This is a genomic window from Streptomyces sp. SM18, from assembly GCF_002910775.2.
Taxonomy (GTDB): Bacteria; Actinomycetota; Actinomycetes; order Streptomycetales; family Streptomycetaceae; genus Streptomyces; species Streptomyces halstedii.
The window spans coordinates 4,084,761-4,103,705 of sequence record NZ_CP029342.1; the positions used below are offsets into that span (position 1 = coordinate 4,084,761).

Here is an 18,945-nt window from a genome sequence, read left to right on the forward strand (position 1 = left end):
ATGCCAAAGAGGCGGCGGCGGTCCCAGTCCCCCGGGACAACCGCCGTCTCTTCGTTACGTGTTCAATCTGTTGCCCGGCTCAGGTGGGATCGACGATCCACGCGCCGCGGCGCATGACGCCCTTGAGCGTGAAGTCCTCGTCCAGGACCACGAGGTCGGCGTCCTTGCCCGGTTCGAGGGAGCCGACCCGGTCGGCCAGGCCGAGCAGTCGCGCCGGGTTGGCGGAGATGGACCGGACGACGTCCTCGACGGGGATTTTGTCGACGGTGACGGCCCTGCGGAACGCGGTGTCCAGGGTCAGGGTCGAGCCGGCGATCGAGCCGCCGTCCACGAGCCGGGCGACGCCGTCCCTGACCTCGACGCCGAGCGGGCCGAGGAGGTAGTCGCCGTCGGCGGACCCGGCGGCGTCCATGGCGTCGGTGATGAGCGCGACCCGGCCGGCGCCCGCGTGGTGGTAGGCCAGTTCGAGGGCGGCGGGGTGCAGGTGCGTCCCGTCGTTGATCAGCTCGACGGTGACGCGCTCGTCCTCCAGGAGGGCCGCGATGGGTCCGGGCGCGCGGTGGCCGAGGGCGGGCATCGCGTTGAAGAGGTGGGTGGCGACGGTGGCGCCGGCCTCGATCGCCGCGACGGTCTGCTCGTAGGTGGCGTCCGTGTGCCCGACGGCGGCGATCACGCCGTGCTCGGCGAGCAGCCGTACAGACTCGATGCCGCCCGGGAGTTCGGTGGCCAGGGTGACCATCTTCGCCGTACCGCGGGCGGCGTCGACCAGCTTGCGGACCTCGGCGGGGTCGGGGTCGCGCAGCAGCGCCTCGCTGTGGGCGCCTTTGCGGCAGGGGGAGATGAAGGGGCCCTCGAAGTGGATCCCGGCGAGTTCGCCCTGCTCCACCAGTTCGGAGAGCATCCCGGCCTGCCGGGCGAGGAAGTCCAGGTCGCCGGTGACGGTGGAGGCGACGACGGTGGTCGAGCCGTGGGCGCGGTGCGTCCGGACGCCGGTCAGGACGTCCTCGGCGGTGCCGGTGGCGAAGGAGGCGCCGCCGCCGCCGTGGTTGTGCATGTCCACGAAGCCGGGGACCACCCAGTGGCCCCCCAGGTCGACGGTCCGGGCGCCGTCCGGCGTGCTGCCGGCGATCCGGGTGCCCTCGACGATCACCCGGCCGTTCTCGACGGTCCCGGTGGGAAGTACCACCCGGGCACCTGCGAGAACTGTGCTGTCTGCGCGTCCGGCCATCAGGCGGTTACCTCCGTGGAGAGTAGATCCCAGGCGAGCAGCCCCGCGCCCAGGCATCCGGCGGTGTCCCCGAGGGCCGCCGGGACGATGTGGGGCAGCTTCTGGAACGTGACGCGTTCCTCGACGGCCGCACGCAGTGGTGTGAACAACGTTTCCCCCGCCTCGGCCAGACCGCCACCGATGATCAGCGTGCGGGGGTCCAGCAGGGTGAGGGCGGTGACCAGCCCGGCGGCCAGCGCGTCCACGGCGTCCTGCCAGACGCGCAGGGCGGCGGGGTCGCCGGAGGCCACGGCCTTGGCGCAGTCCGCCGCGTCGGCGTCCGGGTCGCCGGACGCCTGGGCCCAGGCCCGGGAGACGGCGGAGGCGGAGGCCAGCGTCTCCAGGCAGCCGCGCTGTCCGCAGCCGCACGCGGGGCCGTCCGGGCGCACGACGACATGGCCGATCTCGCCCGCGTAGCCGTGGGCGCCCGCCTCGATGGTGCCCGCGATGCCGATGGCCCCGGCGATGCCGGTGCCCAGCGGCACGAACAGGAAGCGGTCGGCGCCCCGGCCCGCGCCGATCCGGCCCTCGGCGAGGCCCCCCGTCCTGACGTCGTGGCCGAGCGCGACGGGGATGCCGCCGAGCCGCTCGCCGAGCAGGGCCCGCAGCGGGACGTCGCGCCAGCCGAGGTTGGCGGCGTAGACGGCGATGCCCTGGTCGGCGTCGACGATCCCCGGTACGGCCACCCCGGCGGCGACCGCGCCCGCGCCGAACCGCTCCGCCCCGTGCGCGTACAGCTCCGCCGCGAAGTCGAGGATGCCGTCCACGACGGCCTCGGCGCCGCGCTCCCTGCCGGTGGCGCGGCGCGCCTCGTGGAGCAGGGTGCCGTCTTCCCCGACCAGTGCGGCCTTCATTCCTGTGCCGCCCACATCGAGGGCGATGACATGTCTCACGGGAGACAGTTTCGCCCGTGGACCCCCAAAAGGTCTAGTCCACTAGCGCAGTTTGTTGCGTACGCATACAAACGACCCGGCCCCGCCCCCTGCTACATTGCCGAATCGATACCGCGTTGGTGTAGACCACCACGCGCGGACCACACGCGGGCATGAAGAGGGACGGGCGAGACGGTGCAGCGGCGCTATACGGGTGTGACCGCGGCGGTGGCCGCCCTCGGTCTGACGGCAACGTTGTCGGGGTGCGGGACGGACGGCGGCTCCGGAGGTGTCACCCTGAAGCTGGTCGCCGCGGACTACGGCACCGGCGCGGAGAACAGCTCGAAGAAGTACTGGGACGACCTCGTCACCACGTTCGAGAAGACCCACCCCGGCATCAAGGTCGACGTCACCGTCCACTCCTGGAAGGACGTCGACCGCGAGGTCGCCGACATGGTCAAGCGCGACGAGGCCCCGGACATCGCGCAGATCGGCGCGTACGCCGACTACGCCAAGGCCGGCAAGCTCTACCGCGCCAACGAGATGCTCGCCATCCGGACCGAGTCCAACTTCCTCCCCTCGCTCAGCGAGGCGGGCAAGGTCGGCAGCGCCCTGTACGGCCTCCCGTTCGTGGCGAGCACCCGGCTGCTCTTCTACAACAAGGGGCTGTTCGCACAGGCCGGCATCGACGCCCCCCAGACCTGGGACGACATCGGCGCCGACGCCGAGAAGCTCAAGAAGAGCGGGGTGACCTATCCCTTCGCGCTGCCCCTCGGCCAGGAGGAGTCCCAGGCCGAGACCCTGATGTGGCTGCTCAGCGGGGGTGGCGGCTACACCGACGACTCCGGTACGTACGCCATCGACTCCGCGGCCAACGTCGAGACCTTCCAGTGGCTGAGGGACGACCTCGTCGGCAAGGGGCTCACCGGGCCGGTCGCCCCCGGCAAGCTCGACCGGGCGAAGGCGTTCGAGGCGTTCACCAAGGGCGAGGTGGGCATGCTCAACGGCCATCCGACGCTCATGCAGGACGCCGAGAAGAAGGGCGTCGAGGTCGGCATGGTCCCGCTGCCGGGGCCCGACGGTCCGACCGAGGGTTCGATGGGCGTGGCCGACTGGATGATGGGCTTCAAGCAGAACGGCCACCGCAAGGAGATAGGCACCTTCCTCGACTTCGCGTACGAGGACACGAACGTCCTGGCCTTCGCCGACGCCTACGACCTGCTGCCGGTGACCGGGAGCGCGTCGGCGCGGATGGAGGCCGACCGCAAGCAGAAGAAGCTGCACGACTTCGTGGCGGCGCTGCCCAACTCCCAGCTCTACCCGTTCGGCAAGACGTCATGGGCGCAGGTCAGCGAGGCGGTCAAGGAGAAGATCGGCTCCGCGGTCGAGCCGGGCGGCAACCCGGAGACCGTGCTCGGGAACATCGCCTCCGTGGCGCGTGAGGCGGAGAGCGCGGAGTAGGTTGGGCGATATGACCGCCGCCGACCAGGGCCCCGATGCCGCGCTCTCCGACCAGGAGCGCGCGGTGCTGGCGGTGGAACGGCAGTCCTGGCCGGGTCCGGGCGCCAAGGAACGCGCGATCCGGGAGCGGCTGGGCATCTCCCCGGTCCGCTACTACCAGCTCCTCAACGCCCTCCTGGACGACCGCCGCGCCCTGGCGGAGGACCCGGTCACGGTCAACCGCCTGCGCCGGATCCGCGACACCCGGCGCCGGAGCCGCTGACCCGCGCGGCCCCTTCCCGCCTCCCGGTCCCTTCCCGCCTCCCGGTCCCGGAGCGGCTGACCCGCGCGGCCCCTTCCCGCCTCCCGGCCCCGGCCGGGGCCCCGACGCCCGCCCGTCCACCGGCCGATCCACCCCGCACCCCCGGCCCGGCCCCGATACGCTCGCCCCATGGCCACCCCGGACCCCCTCCGCCCCCTGCCGGCCCCGTCCACCGAGGCCGGCCGCGACGGGCTCGCCGCGCTTCTCGCCCGCCCCGCCCGTGCCGTCGTCGCGCTGGACTTCGACGGCACACTCGCCGACATCGTCCCGGACCCCGAGCAGTCCCGCGCCCACGCCGACGCCGTCCCTGCCCTCTCCGCGCTCGCCCCGCGGGTCGCCTCGGTGGCCGTGATCACCGGCCGCCCGGCCGACGTCGCCGTCCGGTACGGCGGTTTCGCCGGGGCACCCGGCCTGGACCACCTCGTCGTGCTCGGCCACTACGGCGCCGAGCGGTGGGACGCCGCCACGGACACCGTCCACGCCCCCGAACCGTCCCCGGGCGTCGAGGCCGTCCGCGCCGAACTCGCCGCCGTCCTGGAGCGGACCGCCGCCGAGGGCGCACGGGTCGAGGACAAGGGCCACGCCCTCGCCGTCCACACCCGCCGGGCGACCGACCCCCAGGCCGCCTTCGAAGCCCTGCGCGGCCCGCTGACCGACCTCGCCGGACGGCACGGCCTGATCGTCGAACCCGGCCGTCTCGTCCTGGAGTTGCGCCCGCCGGGCATGGACAAGGGTGTGGCGCTGGCGGAGTACGTACGGGAGACGGGCGCCGAGGCCGTGCTGTACGCCGGGGACGACCTCGGGGACCTCGCCGCGTACGCCACCGTGGAGGCGCTCCGCGCCCAGGGCGTCTACGGCCTGCTGGTGTGCAGCGGCACCGAGGTCCCCGAACTCGCGGCACGGGCCGACCTGCTGCTGTCCGGCCCGGCGGAGGTGGCGGACCTGCTGGCGTCGCTCGCCCGCCACCTGGAGCTGGACGGGACGGTCCCGGCCGACTGGCCCCGGGCCGACTGATCCGGACGGCCGGTCGCGACCGGCCGGTCCCGCCCGACCCGGCCCGGCCCGGCCCGCAGGTCCCGGCCGGCTAGGCGCGCAGCGCGTCCAGCTGGTCCAGGAACCACCGCTGCGGCGGCAGCGCCGTCGCCGCGTCCGCAAGACGGCCGGTGCGGGCCGACCGCTCGTCGTCGTCCAGGGTCAGCGCCTCGTGCAGGGCCGCCGCCGTGGCCGACACGTCGTACGGATTGACCACGATCGCGTCCTCGCCCAGCTCCTCGTAGGCACCCGCCTCCCGGGAGAGCACCAGGGCACAGCCGTCGTCGGAGACGACCGGGACCTCCTTGGCGACCAGGTTCATGCCGTCGCGGATCGGGTTGACCAGGGCCACGTCCGCCAGCCGGTAGGCGGCGAGGGAGCGGGCGAAGTCGTCGTCGACGTGGAGCAGGACGGGGGTCCAGTCCGCGGTGCCGTACGTCGCGTTGATGTCCTCGGCGACCCGCCGGACCTCCGCCGTGTAGTCGCGGTAAACCGCGAGATCCTGCCGTGAGGGGTAGGCGAACGCCACGTGCACCACGCGCTCCCGCCACTCGGGGCGCTCCTCCAGCAGCGCCCGGTAGGCGTGCAGCCCGCGCACGATGTTCTTGGAGAGTTCCGTGCGGTCCACCCGGACGATCGTCTTCCGGCCGGCGCCCACCTGCTCCCGCAGGGTCGCCATCCGCCCGTCCACGTCCGCCTCGTGCGAGCGGCGGCGCAGGAAGTCCGCGTCGGCGCCGAGGCCGTGCACACCGATGCGGGTCCCGCCGGTGCCGCCCAGGATCTCCGTGCAGCAGCCGATGAACGCGTCCGCCCAGCGGCGGGTCAGGAACGCGGCCCGGTCGGCGCCCAGGATGCCGTGCAGCACCTGCTCGCCGATGTCGTCGGGCAGCAGCCGGAAGTAGTCGACGGGCGCCCACGGGGTGTGCGAGAAGTGCCCGATCCGCAGGTCGGGGCGGAGGTCGCGCAGCATGCCGGGGACGAGCGTCAGGTGGTAGTCCTGCACGAGGACCGCCGAACCGGGGTCGGCCTCCTCCGCGAGCGCCTCGGCGAAGGACCGGTTGTACGCCTCGTAGGACGCCCACCGCCGCCGGAACTCCGCGTCGAAGACGGGCTCCACCGGCGTCTGGTACAGCATGTGGTGGACGAACCAGAGCACCGAGTTCGCGATGCCGTTGTACGCGTCGGTGTGCACGGAGGGGTCGATGTCGAGCATCCGCACACCGGGCTCGGACACCCCGCGCCGCACCGCCTCGCGGTCGCCGTCACTCAGGGCCGCGCACACCCACACCTTGTCCTCGACGGCGCTCAGCCCGGAGACGAGCCCGCCCCCGCCCCTTTTCGAGTCGAGCGAGCCGTCCTCCCGCGGGGTGTACGACACGGGGCCGCGGTTGGACGCGACGAGGACCTTGGCAGCGTGCTCGGAGACCATGTACCCGAACCTAGCCCGAAGCGGAAGCCGCCAAACGTGACAAGGCCCGAGGGCCTGGGAACCCGGCCGTCCGGGCCCCGGCCCGACGGCCTGAGGGCCGGCCCTCAGGCCGCCCGGCGGGAGGCGTACTCGGCGATCCGGGCCATCGGCGGCCGCTCCTCGGTGTCCACCGGGTAGGTGCGCGGTTCGAAGCCGTGCTCGCCCCGCTCGAACTGGGTGATCTCGGGCCGCACCAGATGGCCCCGGGACAGCCGTAGCTGCGCGGTGCGGTAGATCGCGGCGGCCATGCGGCCCAGCGCCCGGCCGTCCTGGTGGCGGTGTTTGCGTACGCCGACGTCCACCTGGCCGAGCGCGTCCAGACCCACCGTGTGCAGGGCGTCCACGAGCAGGCCCAGCTCCACCCCGTAACCGACGGGGAAGGGGAGCTGTTCGAGCAGGGAACGGCGGACCGCGTACTCCCCGCCCAGCGGCTGGACGAAGCCCGCCAGCAGGGGCCAGTGCAGGTTGAGCAGCGGGCGGGCCACCAGCTCGGTGACCCGGCCGCCCTGGCCGGTGCTCTCGCCCAGCGGCCGGTCGTACATGGCCTTGACGAACTGCACCGAGGGGTCGGTCAGCAGCGGGCCGACGGTTCCGGAGACGAAGTCCGCCGAAAAGTCCTTGAGGTCGGCGTCGATGAAGCAGACGATCTCACCGGTGGTCACCAGCAGGGAGCGCCACAGCACCTCGCCCTTGCCGGGGACGGCCGGTATCCGGGGCAGGACCGCGTCCCGGTGCACGACCCGCGCCCCCGCCGCGCGGGCGACCTCGGCGGTGGCGTCGGAGGAGCCGGAGTCGATGACCACCAGCTCGTCGACCAGCCGGACCTTCTCCATCAGCTCGCGCCGGATCTCCGCGACGATCGCGCCGACCGTCGCCTCCTCGTCCAGCGCCGGCAGCACGACGCTCACGCTCGCGCGGTGCGGGTCCTTCTCCCTGGCCGCCGTGAGGCGGTCGAGCGGACGGTCGGCGGCCGACCAGGAACGCCTGGTCAGCCAGCGTTCGACCTCTTCCAGCACGGTCGGTACTCCCTGCATGTGATCCATCTCGCGGTTCGGACGACTACCTCCATCGTCCGGGGCTTCGGTTACAGTCTTGAACAACGCGGATGGCCCTCGCATGTCGGGGTCGGTCCGCCGATAAACGCCCGGATCCACGGATCCGGTGCCATAGCGCTCATCCAGAGGGACAGAGGGAACGGCCCGTTGAAGTCCCGGCAACCCCCCCGCCGCACCGAGAGGTCAGGGCGGGGAAGGTGCCAATTCCGTCTTGTGGCGAAATCCGTCACGAGGAAGATGAGGAGAAAGGGCCTCCGCCATCATGGCTGTGCAGACAGTTGCCGCGAACGACCCCGCTTCCACCGTGGACCTCGGTCCCGCCGCGGCGCTTTCCTGCCGCGAATGCGGTGAGCGATTCCCCCTCGGCCCCCTTTTCGCCTGCGCGTCCTGTTTCGGGCCGCTCGAAGTGGCGTACGACCTGCCGAGCGGCTCGCCCGAGGAGCTGAAGAAGCGCATCGCCGAGGGCCCGGCCAACATCTGGCGCTACGCGCCGCTGCTGCCCGTGCCGTCCGACGTCGCGGACAAGCCCAACATCAACCCCGGCTTCACCAAGCTGGTCAAGGCCGACAACCTCGCCCGTGAACTGGGCGTCACCGGCGGCCTGTACGTCAAGGACGACTCCGGCAACCCCACGCACTCCTTCAAGGACCGTGTCGTCGCCATCGCCGTCGAGGCCGCCCGCGCCTTCGGGTTCACCACCCTCTCCTGCTCCTCGACGGGCAACCTCGCCGGCGCGGTGGGCGCCGCCGCCGCCCGCGCCGGTTTCCGCTCCTGCGTCTTCATCCCGCACGACCTGGAGCAGGGCAAGGTCGTCATGGCCGCCGTCTACGGCGGTGAGCTGGTCGGCATCGAGGGCAACTACGACGACGTCAACCGCTTCTGCTCGGAGCTCATCGGCGACCCGCTCGGTGAGGGCTGGGGCTTCGTCAACGTCAACCTGCGCCCGTACTACGGCGAGGGCTCCAAGACCCTGGCGTACGAGATCTGCGAGCAGCTCGGCTGGCGGCTGCCCGACCAGATCGTCATCCCGATCGCGTCCGGGTCGCAGCTCACGAAGATCGACAAGGGCCTCCAGGAGCTGATCAGGCTCGGCCTGGTCGAGGACAAGCCGTACAAGATCTTCGGTGCCCAGGCCGAGGGCTGCTCCCCGGTCTCCGCCGCCTTCAAGGGCGGTCACGACGTGGTGCGCCCGCAGAAGCCGAACACCATCGCCAAGTCCCTGGCGATCGGCAACCCGGCGGACGGGCCGTACGTCCTGGACATCGCCCGGCGCACCGGCGGCGCCGTGGAGGACGTCGACGACGAGCAGGTCGTGGACGCGATCAAGCTGCTGGCCCGCACCGAGGGCATCTTCGCGGAGACCGCGGGCGGTGTGACGGTCGGCGTGACGAAGAAGCTGATCGAGGCGGGGCTGATCGACCCGGCGCTGACCACCGTCGTCCTGAACACCGGCGACGGGCTGAAGACGCTCGACGCGGTCGCCCCGACGACCGGCCTGTCGGCGACGATCCGGCCCAGCCTCGAGGCGTTCCGCGACGCGGGCCTCGCCGCCAACTGACCACCCGAGAACGAGGAAGGCACCCACATGAGCGTCAAGGTCCGTATCCCCACCATCCTCCGCACCTACACGGGCGGTCTGTCCGAGGTCGAGGCGGAGGGCTCGGTCCTCTCCGAGGTCATCGAGTCCCTGGAGAAGAACCACCCCGGCATCGCCGCCCGCGTCCTGGACGACGAGGGCAAGCTGCGCCGCTTCGTGAACGTGTACGTCAACGACGACGACGTGCGCTTCGAGGAGGGCCTGCGGACGGCCACCCCGGACGGCGCCGGTATCTCCATCATCCCGGCCGTCGCCGGAGGCTGACCCGTCCGGCCGCGCCATCCCATGATTGCCCCCTCCGGGAGAAACGGAGGGGGCAATTCTGCATGGTTGAGCGGGGTACAGTTGGGGAAGTCCCCTCCGCTGCCCGTGCCACGCGCATATGAGAATGCGCCCCGTCACGACAAGAAGCAGCCAAAGTGCGTGTACTACTTGCGGCATAAGCGGCCTTTGTCAGGCCCGACTTGCCCAGGAATCTCCCCCGATTTCTCCATCCGGGTGTTCCGGCGTGCCCAGAATTCTCGTCCGATTGACCTGTTGCAGAGGGCAGTTGGACAGATACATTCAGCGGCGGTCGACGCGTTCCGACGCACACCACCCTCTCCTGACGGAGGGTGAGTTCTGACCCGGGCCCGCGAAGTGCGGGCTCGTGCAAGGGCCAGTAATAGGGGAGTTAGGCATGGCTCAGGGCACCGTCAAGTGGTTCAACGCGGAGAAGGGGTACGGCTTCATCGCGGTCGACGGTGGTGCGGATGTTTTCGTCCACTACAGCGCGATCCAGATGGACGGGTACCGCACCCTCGAAGAGGGTCAGCGAGTTGAGTTCGAGATCTCGCAGGGCCAGAAGGGGCCCCAGGCGGACATGGTCAAGCTCGCCGTCGGCTGAGCTCGGCGCGGTCGGTCGAACGACACTACTCACGCACGCAGGGCCCGTACCTCCGTAAAGGGGGGACGGGCCCTGCGCGCGTGTCCGCGTGCCGGCCGGCCGGGAACCTCGCGACACCCCCGGGGTGACGCCCTCGGTGGCGCCCTCGGTGGCGCCCTCGGGGGAGCGAAGACGCCCGCGCCCGACCGCCGCCCCGCGGTGGGTGTTCCTCGAAGGCGCTTGCACTCGCGGGGGTCGAGTGCTAATCATTGGCGTTAGCACTCTCCAGGTGAGAGTGACAGAACTTGGACCGGGCCGGTGAGGCCCGCAGGCCCAGTGGGGCAAGGAACCACTGAGCACGCAGGCCGTCCGTCGCGGGCGCCTCTCGGTCCGGAGAAATCCACCCCTGTCCGGGAGGACCACTTCACATGGCCAAGATCATCGCGTTCGACGAGGAGGCACGGCGCGGTCTCGAGCGCGGGATGAACCAGCTCGCCGACGCCGTCAAGGTCACCCTCGGCCCCAAGGGCCGTAACGTCGTCCTCGAGAAGAAGTGGGGCGCGCCCACGATCACCAACGATGGTGTGTCCATCGCCAAGGAGATCGAGCTCGAGGACCCGTACGAGAAGATCGGTGCGGAGCTGGTCAAGGAGGTCGCCAAGAAGACGGACGACGTCGCCGGCGACGGTACGACCACCGCCACCGTTCTCGCCCAGGCGCTCGTCCGCGAGGGCCTGCGCAACGTCGCCGCGGGTGCCAACCCGATGGCTCTCAAGCGTGGCATCGAGAAGGCCGTCGAGGCCGTCTCCGCCGCCCTGCTGGAGCAGGCGAAGGACGTGGAGACCAAGGAGCAGATCGCTTCGACCGCCTCCATCTCCGCCGCCGACACCGAGATCGGCGCCAAGATCGCCGAGGCGATGGACAAGGTCGGCAAGGAAGGCGTCATCACCGTCGAGGAGTCCCAGACCTTCGGTCTGGAGCTGGAACTCACCGAGGGTATGCGCTTCGACAAGGGCTACATCTCGGCGTACTTTGCCACCGACATGGAGCGTATGGAGACGTCGTTCGACGACCCGTACATCCTGATCGTCAACTCCAAGATCAGCAACGTGAAGGACCTCCTTCCGCTGCTGGAGAAGGTCATGCAGTCGGGCAAGCCCCTGCTGATCATCGCGGAGGACGTCGAGGGCGAGGCCCTGTCCACCCTGGTCGTCAACAAGATCCGTGGCACCTTCAAGTCCGTCGCCGTCAAGGCTCCGGGCTTCGGTGACCGCCGCAAGGCCATGCTCGGCGACATCGCCATCCTCACCGGTGGCACCGTCATCTCCGAGGAGGTCGGTCTCAAGCTGGAGAACGCCGGCCTGGACCTGCTCGGCAGCGCCCGCAAGGTCGTCATCACCAAGGACGAGACCACGATCGTGGACGGGGCGGGTGACAGCGAGCAGGTTCAGGGCCGCGTCAACCAGATCCGCGCCGAGATCGAGAACTCCGACTCGGACTACGACCGCGAGAAGCTCCAGGAGCGCCTCGCGAAGCTGGCCGGCGGCGTGGCCGTCATCAAGGCCGGTGCCGCGACCGAGGTGGAGCTCAAGGAGCGCAAGCACCGCATCGAGGACGCGGTGCGCAACGCCAAGGCCGCCGTCGAGGAGGGCATCGTCGCCGGTGGTGGCGTGGCTCTGCTCCAGGCCTCGGCCGTCTTCGAGAAGCTCGACCTCACGGGCGACGAGGCGACCGGCGCCAACGCCGTGAAGCTCGCGCTGGAGGCCCCGCTCAAGCAGATCGCCGTCAACGGTGGTCTGGAGGGTGGCGTCATCGTCGAGAAGGTGCGCAACCTGCCGATCGGTCACGGCCTCAACGCCGCGAGCGGCGAGTACGTGGACATGATCGCCGAGGGCATCATCGACCCGGCGAAGGTCACGCGTTCCGCCCTGCAGAACGCCGCGTCGATCGCCGCGCTGTTCCTCACCACCGAGGCCGTCATCGCCGACAAGCCGGAGAAGGCCGCCGCGGCCGCTCCGGGCGGCATGCCGGGCGGTGACATGGACTTCTGATCCTCCGGGATCAGGGTTCCAGCGGTACCCCGTAGTACCTGTGCGACCGCCGGCCCCGGGATTCGTCCCGGGGCCGGCGTCGTGCCGTGTGGCGCGGGTGTGCGGTGGCGCCGGTACCGCACCCGGCGGGAGCCGCTGTCCGGGCCGGGCTCCGGACCACTTCTGTCATGACCCTGGCGTAACGCCCGCCTCAGGCCGCACAATGGCCGCGTCCCATGGAACCGCTCCCACTCGCCGTGGCCCTGTCGTGCCGCAGCAGAATGGGAGCGCTCCCATGTGTCGTCATACCCGCACCCCCGCCCCGTACGTCCGGACGAAAGGTCTCATCGGTGAACGCCTTACCACCCCCCGCCCGGCCCGCACCCGTCCGTTCACGGTCCCGGTACGGGAGGCGCGCGCTCGGGATCGCGGCCGCCGCCCTGCTGTGCGCGGGTGCCCTGGCGGTTCCCGGCACGGCCCTGGCCGACGACGCCGCGCCCGGCCCCGAGCAGATCACCAACGGCGACTTCGCCGCCGGCACCGCCCCGTGGTGGTGGACGCCGAACGCCTCGGCGGCCGTGACCGAGGGGCGGCTGTGCGTCGAGGTCCCCGGCGGTACGGCCGAGGCCTGGGACGTCATCGTCGGCCAGAACGACATCCCGATCGTCGCGGGCGAGAGCTACGAGCTGTCCTACACGGCCCGTTCGACGGTGCCCCTGACCGTCCAGACACGGGTGCAGGAGGCCGTCGAGCCGTACGGCACGGTGCTCGCCACCGCTGACCCGGTGGGTACGGAGGACACCCAGGTCACCCGTACGTTCACGGCGTCGGTGGACCAGCCGGCCGCGTCGGTGCAGTTGCAGATCGGCGGCGGCGAGCGCGCCACGACCTTCTGCCTGGACGACGTGTCGCTGCGCGGCGGGGCCGAGCCTCCGGTGTACGTACCGGACACCGGCTCGCCGGTCCGTGTCAACCAGGTCGGCTACCTGCCCCGGGGCGTCAAGAGCGGCACCGTGGTCACCGACGCCGAGGCGCCGCTGACCTGGACCGTGAAGGCCGGGGACGGCTCGACGGCCGCCACGGGTACGACCGTTCCGCAGGGGGAGGACGCCAGCTCGCGCCAGCGGGTCCACACCTTCGACTTCGGCGGTCTCACCACGCCGGGCGACGGCTACACGGTGGAGATCGACGGCGAGGTGAGCGAGCCGTTCTCGATCCGCGGGGACCTCTACGACGGTCTGCGCTCCGACGCGCTGGCGTACTTCTACCACAACCGCAGCGGCATCGAGATCGACGCGGACCTCGTCGGTGAACCGTACGCGCGCCCGGCCGGGCACATCGGTGTCGCGCCCAACAAGGGGGACACGGACGTCCCGTGCAAGCCGGGGGTCTGCGACTACCGGCTGGACGCGTCGGGCGGCTGGTACGACGCGGGCGACCACGGAAAGTACGTGGTCAACGGCGGGATCTCGGTGGCCCAACTGATGTCCACGTACGAGCGGACGCTGACCGCCGACAACGCCGAGTCGGCCCAGCTCGGTGACGGCGCGCTGCGGGTGCCGGAGCGGGACAACGGGGTGCCGGACATCCTGGACGAGGCGCGCTGGGAGATGGACTTCCTGATCAAGATGCAGGTCCCGGCCGGCGAACCGCTGGCGGGGATGGTCCACCACAAGATGCACGACGCCGAGTGGACCGGGCTGCCGATGAAGCCGCATCTGGACCCGCAGCAGCGTGAGTTGCACGCCCCGTCCACGGCCGCCACGCTCAACCTCGCCGCCACGGCCGCCCAGTGCGCCCGGCTCTACGCCCCTTACGACGAGGACTTCGCGGACCGCTGCCTGCGGGCCGCCGAGACCGCGTGGGACGCGGCGAAGCGGCACCCGGACGTGTTCGCCGACCCGAACGACGGCGTCGGAGGCGGCACGTACGACGACAACGACGTCTCCGACGAGTTCTACTGGGCGGCGGCGGAGCTGTTCACCACCACGGGCAAGGACACCTACCGCCAGGCGGTGCTCTCCTCCGACCTGCACGGCGACGCGGACGCGGTCTTCCCGGCGGGCGGCGGTCTCTCCTGGGGCGCCACCGCCGGGCTCGGCGCGCTGACCCTGGCGACCGTGCCCAACAACCTGACGGACGGGCAACTCACGGGTGTACGGGCCATGGTGACCACCGCGGCCGACCGCTACGCCGCCCAGTCCCGTGCGCAGGCGTACGGGCTGCCGTCCTCGCCCCGGGGCGAGGACTACGTCTGGGGGTCCAACAGTCAGGTGCTCAACAACATGGTGGTGCTGGCCGTCGCCCACGACCTGACCGGTGAGGCCGCCTACCAGGACGCCGTGCTGCGCGGCGCCGACTACCTGTTCGGCCGCAACCCGCTGAACCAGTCGTACGTCACCGGCTACGGCGCGCGGGACTCGCACAACCAGCACCACCGCTTCTGGGCGCACCAGTACGACTCCAACCTGCCGAACCCGGCGCCCGGTTCGGTCGCGGGCGGCCCCAACCGCACCGCCGCCGGCTCCGGTGACCCGGTGGCGGCGGAAAAGCTGAACGGCTGCGCTCCCGCGATGTGCTACATCGACGACATCGGCTCCTGGTCGACCAACGAGATCACCGTCAACTGGAACGCCCCCCTCGCCTTCATCGCCTCCTACCTGGACGACGCGGGCGACGGCGGGCAGACCACCGCGGCCCGCACCTGCAAGGTGGCGTACTCCTCGCACCCCTGGAGCGGTGGTTCGACCGTGTCGGTGAGGGTCGAGAACACCGGCTCGTCGCCGGTCGAGCCGTGGGCGCTGACCTGGCTGCTGCCCGGTGAGCAGAAGCTCAGCCACACGTGGAGCGCGGAGTTCGAGCAGCACGGGCGCACGGTCAGTGCCCGGCCGCTGGCGTGGAACCGGACGCTGGCACCCGGTGCGGCGGTCGACTTCGGCTTCAACACCTCGGCCACGGGGGCGGCCGCGGACCCGGGCACGTTCAAGCTGAACGGCCGGGCCTGCGCGGCGGGCTGACCCGGAGAGCCACCGGGCCCGGACGCGGTCACCCCTCGCGGGTGCGCCGCCTCCGGGCCCTTTGCATGGGCGGGTGCGGGGCCGGTGTGGTGGACGGGCCTCCCCGCGGGTCCGGAACCTGTGGCCGCAAGGTACTGTGCATTGCATGGAACCGACCGGGCCGACGCATCGCACTCCGAGCAAGGCCGTCAGCCAGCTCCGTAAGGGCGTCCTGGAGTACTGCGTGCTCGCCCTGATGCGCGACGGGCCGAGGTACGGGGTGGAGCTGCTCCGGGAGCTGGAGGAGACGGGGGCGCTGGCGACGAGCCAGGGCACGGTCTACCCGTTGCTGTCACGGCTGCGACGGGACGAACTCGTCGTCACCAGTTGGCGGGAGTCCACCTCCGGACCGCCCCGCCGCTACTACGAGTTGACCGAGGCCGGACACGCGGCACTCGCGGAGTTCACGGGGACGTGGCCCGGCTTCCGGGACGCGGTGGACCGCCTGCTCACGCCGACGGCGTGTGCGCAGCCATCTGGAAAGGCAGAGGAATGAAGGCCGAGAACGCGGGCGACACCGAGCGTGCGCTGGTGGAGCAGTACCTCGCGGCAGTCGGGCGTGAGGCGTCGGCGCTCCCGCCGGAGCGGCGGCAGGAGCTCGTCTCCGACCTCGCCGAGCACATCGAGATCGCCCTGGCCGAGCGGCCGGGCGGGACGCGGGAGATCCTGAGCGAGCTGGGCGACCCGCGCACGATCGCGGCCACCGCGCTCCAGGAGTCGGGGGTCGGCACCGGCTCCGGGGCGCCGGTCGCGGGGCCCGCGGTGGTGCCGGTGGCCGTGGAACCGGTGGGCGGGTCCGGCAGGCGCCGTACGCCCGCCTGGGTCGTGGTCGCGCTGCCGGTCGTCGCGATGCTGGCGGGGATCCTCGTGGGCGTCCTCGGCCTGGTGCTGAGGATCGTCGGAGTGGTGGTGCTGTGCAGGTCCCGGCACTGGGACTGGAACCAGAAATGGGTGGGCGTCGCGGTGACCGCCTTCCTCCCGACGGTCATCGCCCTCGGCTACAACTTCGGTGTCTCCTCCAGCGAGGTGCCGACCTTCGTGCCGTGGTTGCTGACGGGAGCGATGCTGGTCATGGTGGCCGTGGGCGCGGGCTGGCTCTGGAAGGTGCGCAAGGCCTGAGGGTCCGGAGGGTCGGGGGGCTGGCGGTCCGGCGGGTCGGCGGGGCGGCGGTCTGACGGCCCGGCGGCGCAGGTGGCCGGCTTGACGGCGGGGCGGGGCGGTGGTCCGGCCGCAACTGCCCGGCCTCCTGGGCGCGCCGAATCAGCCGGGCCGGCCTCTCCTCGGCGGGGCGCGCTTCCCCGGCGTACCCGGCGTGGTCGGGGGACTTGCCGAGGAGGGCCTGTGTGGAGCCGCGCTCCGGCGCCTGCATGCGACACACCCTCTTGATGACCGAGTCAGAACCTCTCGGGGAAGTCCGTCGAGGGGTCGAGGGCGCCGGTGCCGAAGCGGCAGCCGATGCGCGGCGCGAGGGGCCCGCGGCGAGCCGGGCTGCCGATTCCCCGAGCGTCACCGGGCGACCGGGTGATCTCCGCGGTCCATGGCTCACGTCGGCTCCGCTTCTTCAGCGGGAACCCCGGCCCACGACCTGTTCGTCCGCCTGGCCCGTTATGGGGAGACGGGCGCGATCCACCCCCTGGTGCACACGGTCCACCCGCTCGGCGACATCGCCACCGCCCATCGTGCGCTGGAAGCAGGGGGGGTCCGGGGGAAGCGCGTGATCCGGGTGGCGTGAGGGGCGGGAGGGCCAGTGGACGAGCGTGTCCGCCGCGCACCGGGCGGGATCTGAGAGTTGACTCTCACGAATTGTGAGAGGACACTCTCACGTCATGGAGACCCCTAACCGCTTGGGCGACATCGAAATCACCGATCCGCAGGCCATGCGGGCGCTGGCGCATCCGGTGCGGCTGGCGATCCTCGACCACCTGCGGCGGCACGGACCCGCGACCGCCACCCAGCTCGCGCCCGACGTGGGAGCGACGCCCTCGGTGACCAGCTGGCATCTGCGCCATCTGGCCGGTTTCGGGCTGGTCCGTGACAGCGAGCCCGGACCGGACCGCCGCCAGCGGAGGTGGGAGGCGGCGGCACGCGGCTTCCGGTTCGAGGCGCCGCTGGACCCGGCCGACGAGGAGGGTCAGGCCGCCGCGCGGGTGCTGTCACAGCAGATGTTCCGGCGCTACGCCGACCTCCCGAGCCGATGGGCCGAGGAGGTCGGACCCGCACTCGACCCGACCTGGCTCAGGCTGGCCGGGCTGGCCAACACCCGGGTCGTCGTGTCCGCCGAGGAACTCGCGGCGATCGAGGACGGGATCGAGCGGGTTCTCGCGCCGTACGTCACCCGTGACCCGGCCGAGCGGCCCGACGACGGCCGTGGCGTCCTGCTGATGCGGTACGTACTGCCGGAAGGCTCCGGGGAGCCGGGGAAGCCCGGGGGGCCTGGGGAGCCGGAGCAGGCCGAGCAGCCCGAGCGGTCCGGCCGGTCCGGCCGGTCCGGGGGTTCCGGGGGTTCCGGCGAGTCCGGGCAGACCGGGCAGACCGGGCGGTCCGGCGGGTCCGGGCTGGCGGGGCAGCCGCAGGAGACGCGGGAGACGCGGGAGACGTCGTGAGTGGCCCGGAGCCGGTCGCGGCGATATCCCTGTGGCGGGACCGGCGGTTCCGCCGCTTCTGGGCCGGTCAGTCGGTCTCGCAGTTCGGCGACCGGATCACCGAACTCGCCCTGCCCCTGATCGCCGTCAGCGCCCTGAACGCCTCGGCCAACCAGGTCGCGTGGCTGACCGCTGCCATCTGGACCCCGAACCTCCTCGCGATCATTCTGGGGGCCTGGGTCGACCAACGCGCCCGTAAGCGCCGCCTGATGGTCCTCGCCGACCTGGTGCGCGCCGTGGTGCTGCTCAGCGTCCCGGTGGCCTACCTGCTGGGGGCGGTGACGCTGGGGCAGTTGTACGCCGTGGCCCTGCTGACGGGCGCCGCCGGGGTGCTGTTCAACACCGCCTATCCGCCCTTCTTCGTGCGCCTGGTGCCGCGCGCCTCCTACGTCGACGCGAACAGCAAGCTCAGCGCCGCCCGGTCCGCGTCGTACGTCGTCGGCCCGGCCGTCGGCGGTGCTCTGATTCAGGTGCTGACCGCACCCGTCACCCTGGTCGTGGACGCCCTGACCTTTCTGGCGTCAGCGATCCTGGTGGGCCGGGTGCGGGTCGACGAACCGCCCGCCGCCCCCGGGGACCCGGCGGCGCCCCCGTTGTGGCGACGCGCCCGGGAGGGGCTGACGTTCGTCGTTCGCCACCCGGTGCTGCGGGCCGCCCTCAGCTGCGCGGCGACCGTCAACTTCTTCTCCTTCGTCGCGGGCAGCGGGCTGCTCGTGCTGTTCGCCAACCGGACCCTGGGACTCTCGGCGGGAGCGATCGGCATCGCGTTCGGGGTCGGCGCGACCGGATCCCTCCTCGGCGCGGTGTTCGCCCCGAAGATCTCGCGGCGGATCGGTGTGGGGCGCAGCATCTGCGTGGGCGCGGTCCTGTTTCCCGCGCCGACCGCCCTCGTCGCCGCTGCGGACGGCCCGCTCTGGCTCCGCGCCGGAGCCCTGGCCGCGGCCGAGTTCCTGGCCGGCTTCGGCGTCATGCTGTTCGACGTCAACCTCAACTCCCTCCAGGCCGCGGTGATCCCCGACGGCATGCGCAGTCGCGTGGCCGGCGCGTACGGCACGATCAACTACGGCATACGCCCACTCGGTGCCGTCGTCGGAGGGCTCCTCGCCACCTTCGTCGGTCTGCGGCCGACCCTCCTCCTCGCCGCTGTCGGCGGGGCCCTGTCGCTGCTCTGGCTCCTGCCGTCGCCGATACCCGGCATCCGTTCCCTGGCTGCCGGCGACGTCGTGGGCGCCGCCGACGACACGGACGACGACAGCCGCCCGGTGCCGTGTTGACCCCCTCGACGCGGGCACGTGCGGC

At 71.8% G+C, this 18,945-nt stretch carries 16 protein-coding genes, 1 pseudogene and 1 riboswitch; of the genes and pseudogenes, 13 read left to right on the plus strand and 4 right to left on the minus strand.

Annotated elements, in window-relative coordinates; all coding sequences use genetic code 11:
* Positions 1-79: 79 nt before the first annotated feature.
* Together nagA and B9S64_RS18510 are read right to left on the minus strand one after the other, a co-directional pair.
* Positions 80-1,228 carry an N-acetylglucosamine-6-phosphate deacetylase gene (gene nagA / locus B9S64_RS18505; protein ID WP_103492015.1) on the minus strand — a complete coding sequence of 383 codons (1,149 nt, stop codon included), beginning with the start codon at positions 1,226-1,228 and terminating at the stop codon, positions 80-82.
* Entirely contained in the window at positions 1,228-2,160 is a 933-nt protein-coding gene (locus tag B9S64_RS18510; RefSeq protein WP_103505111.1) for an ROK family protein, read from the minus strand. The genes nagA and B9S64_RS18510 overlap by 1 nt, the downstream gene beginning before the upstream one ends.
* A 174-nt stretch (positions 2,161-2,334) precedes the next feature.
* On the opposite strand from B9S64_RS18510, the gene B9S64_RS18515 reads away from it, so the two are divergent.
* The 3 genes from B9S64_RS18515 to otsB all read left to right on the plus strand — a co-directional run bounded on the left by B9S64_RS18515 (position 2,335) and on the right by otsB (position 4,915).
* Complete coding sequence (locus tag B9S64_RS18515; RefSeq protein WP_103490250.1) at positions 2,335-3,600, plus strand: extracellular solute-binding protein; 1,266 nt, start codon at positions 2,335-2,337, stop codon at positions 3,598-3,600.
* Positions 3,601-3,610: 10 nt separating this feature from the next.
* Positions 3,611-3,862: a DUF3263 domain-containing protein gene (locus B9S64_RS18520; protein ID WP_103490251.1), complete on the plus strand. Its 252-nt coding sequence runs from the start codon at positions 3,611-3,613 to the stop codon at positions 3,860-3,862.
* Between the two features lie 168 nt (positions 3,863-4,030).
* The gene (gene otsB, locus B9S64_RS18525; RefSeq protein ID WP_103490252.1) at positions 4,031-4,915 is read left to right on the plus strand and encodes a trehalose-phosphatase; all 885 of its coding nucleotides are present in this window, start codon (positions 4,031-4,033) and stop codon (positions 4,913-4,915) included.
* A 70-nt stretch (positions 4,916-4,985) separates the two neighbouring features.
* Here otsB and B9S64_RS18530 read toward each other — a convergent pair whose 3' ends face one another.
* Entirely contained in the window at positions 4,986-6,362 is a 1,377-nt protein-coding gene (locus B9S64_RS18530) for a trehalose-6-phosphate synthase (protein ID WP_103490253.1), read from the minus strand.
* Positions 6,363-6,466: 104 nt separating this feature from the next.
* Positions 6,467-7,417 (minus strand): glucosyl-3-phosphoglycerate synthase, encoded by a 951-nt coding sequence (locus B9S64_RS18535; RefSeq protein WP_103490270.1) that lies wholly within the window; start codon positions 7,415-7,417, stop codon positions 6,467-6,469.
* Positions 7,418-7,571: 154 nt separating this feature from the next.
* A riboswitch (SAM riboswitch) is annotated at positions 7,572-7,700 on the plus strand.
* Between the two features lie 18 nt (positions 7,701-7,718).
* Here B9S64_RS18535 and thrC point away from each other — a divergent pair.
* The 10 genes and pseudogenes from thrC to B9S64_RS18585 all read left to right on the plus strand — a co-directional run bounded on the left by thrC (position 7,719) and on the right by B9S64_RS18585 (position 18,920).
* On the plus strand, positions 7,719-9,014 hold the full coding sequence (gene thrC / locus B9S64_RS18540; protein WP_103490254.1) for a threonine synthase: 1,296 nt from the start codon (positions 7,719-7,721) through the stop codon (positions 9,012-9,014).
* A 27-nt stretch (positions 9,015-9,041) separates the two neighbouring features.
* Positions 9,042-9,317 carry a MoaD/ThiS family protein gene (locus tag B9S64_RS18545; RefSeq protein WP_028439471.1) on the plus strand — a complete coding sequence of 92 codons (276 nt, stop codon included), beginning with the start codon at positions 9,042-9,044 and terminating at the stop codon, positions 9,315-9,317.
* A gap of 415 nt (positions 9,318-9,732) precedes the next feature.
* The gene (locus B9S64_RS18550) at positions 9,733-9,939 is read left to right on the plus strand and encodes a cold-shock protein (RefSeq protein ID WP_003967346.1); all 207 of its coding nucleotides are present in this window, start codon (positions 9,733-9,735) and stop codon (positions 9,937-9,939) included.
* Between the two features lie 407 nt (positions 9,940-10,346).
* Positions 10,347-11,969: a chaperonin GroEL gene (gene groL / locus B9S64_RS18555; protein WP_103490255.1), complete on the plus strand. Its 1,623-nt coding sequence runs from the start codon at positions 10,347-10,349 to the stop codon at positions 11,967-11,969.
* Positions 11,970-12,298: 329 nt separating this feature from the next.
* Positions 12,299-14,965 carry a glycoside hydrolase family 9 protein gene (locus tag B9S64_RS18560; protein WP_374936050.1) on the plus strand — a complete coding sequence of 889 codons (2,667 nt, stop codon included), beginning with the start codon at positions 12,299-12,301 and terminating at the stop codon, positions 14,963-14,965.
* A 145-nt stretch (positions 14,966-15,110) separates the two neighbouring features.
* Positions 15,111-15,500, plus strand: a complete 390-nt coding sequence (locus tag B9S64_RS18565) for a PadR family transcriptional regulator (protein WP_103490256.1) — start codon at positions 15,111-15,113, stop codon at positions 15,498-15,500.
* On the plus strand, positions 15,497-16,123 hold the full coding sequence (locus tag B9S64_RS18570; protein ID WP_103490257.1) for a hypothetical protein: 627 nt from the start codon (positions 15,497-15,499) through the stop codon (positions 16,121-16,123). Before B9S64_RS18565 ends, B9S64_RS18570 begins: the two co-directional genes overlap by 4 nt.
* Before the next feature lie 408 nt (positions 16,124-16,531).
* Positions 16,532-16,736 (plus strand): annotated as a pseudogene (locus B9S64_RS18575) (zinc-binding dehydrogenase); the annotation flags it as partial.
* Between the two features lie 94 nt (positions 16,737-16,830).
* The gene (locus tag B9S64_RS18580; RefSeq protein ID WP_258037779.1) at positions 16,831-17,607 is read left to right on the plus strand and encodes a helix-turn-helix transcriptional regulator; all 777 of its coding nucleotides are present in this window, start codon (positions 16,831-16,833) and stop codon (positions 17,605-17,607) included.
* Positions 17,604-18,920 carry an MFS transporter gene (locus B9S64_RS18585; protein ID WP_103490258.1) on the plus strand — a complete coding sequence of 439 codons (1,317 nt, stop codon included), beginning with the start codon at positions 17,604-17,606 and terminating at the stop codon, positions 18,918-18,920. Before B9S64_RS18580 ends, B9S64_RS18585 begins: the two co-directional genes overlap by 4 nt.
* Positions 18,921-18,945: the final 25 nt, after the last annotated feature.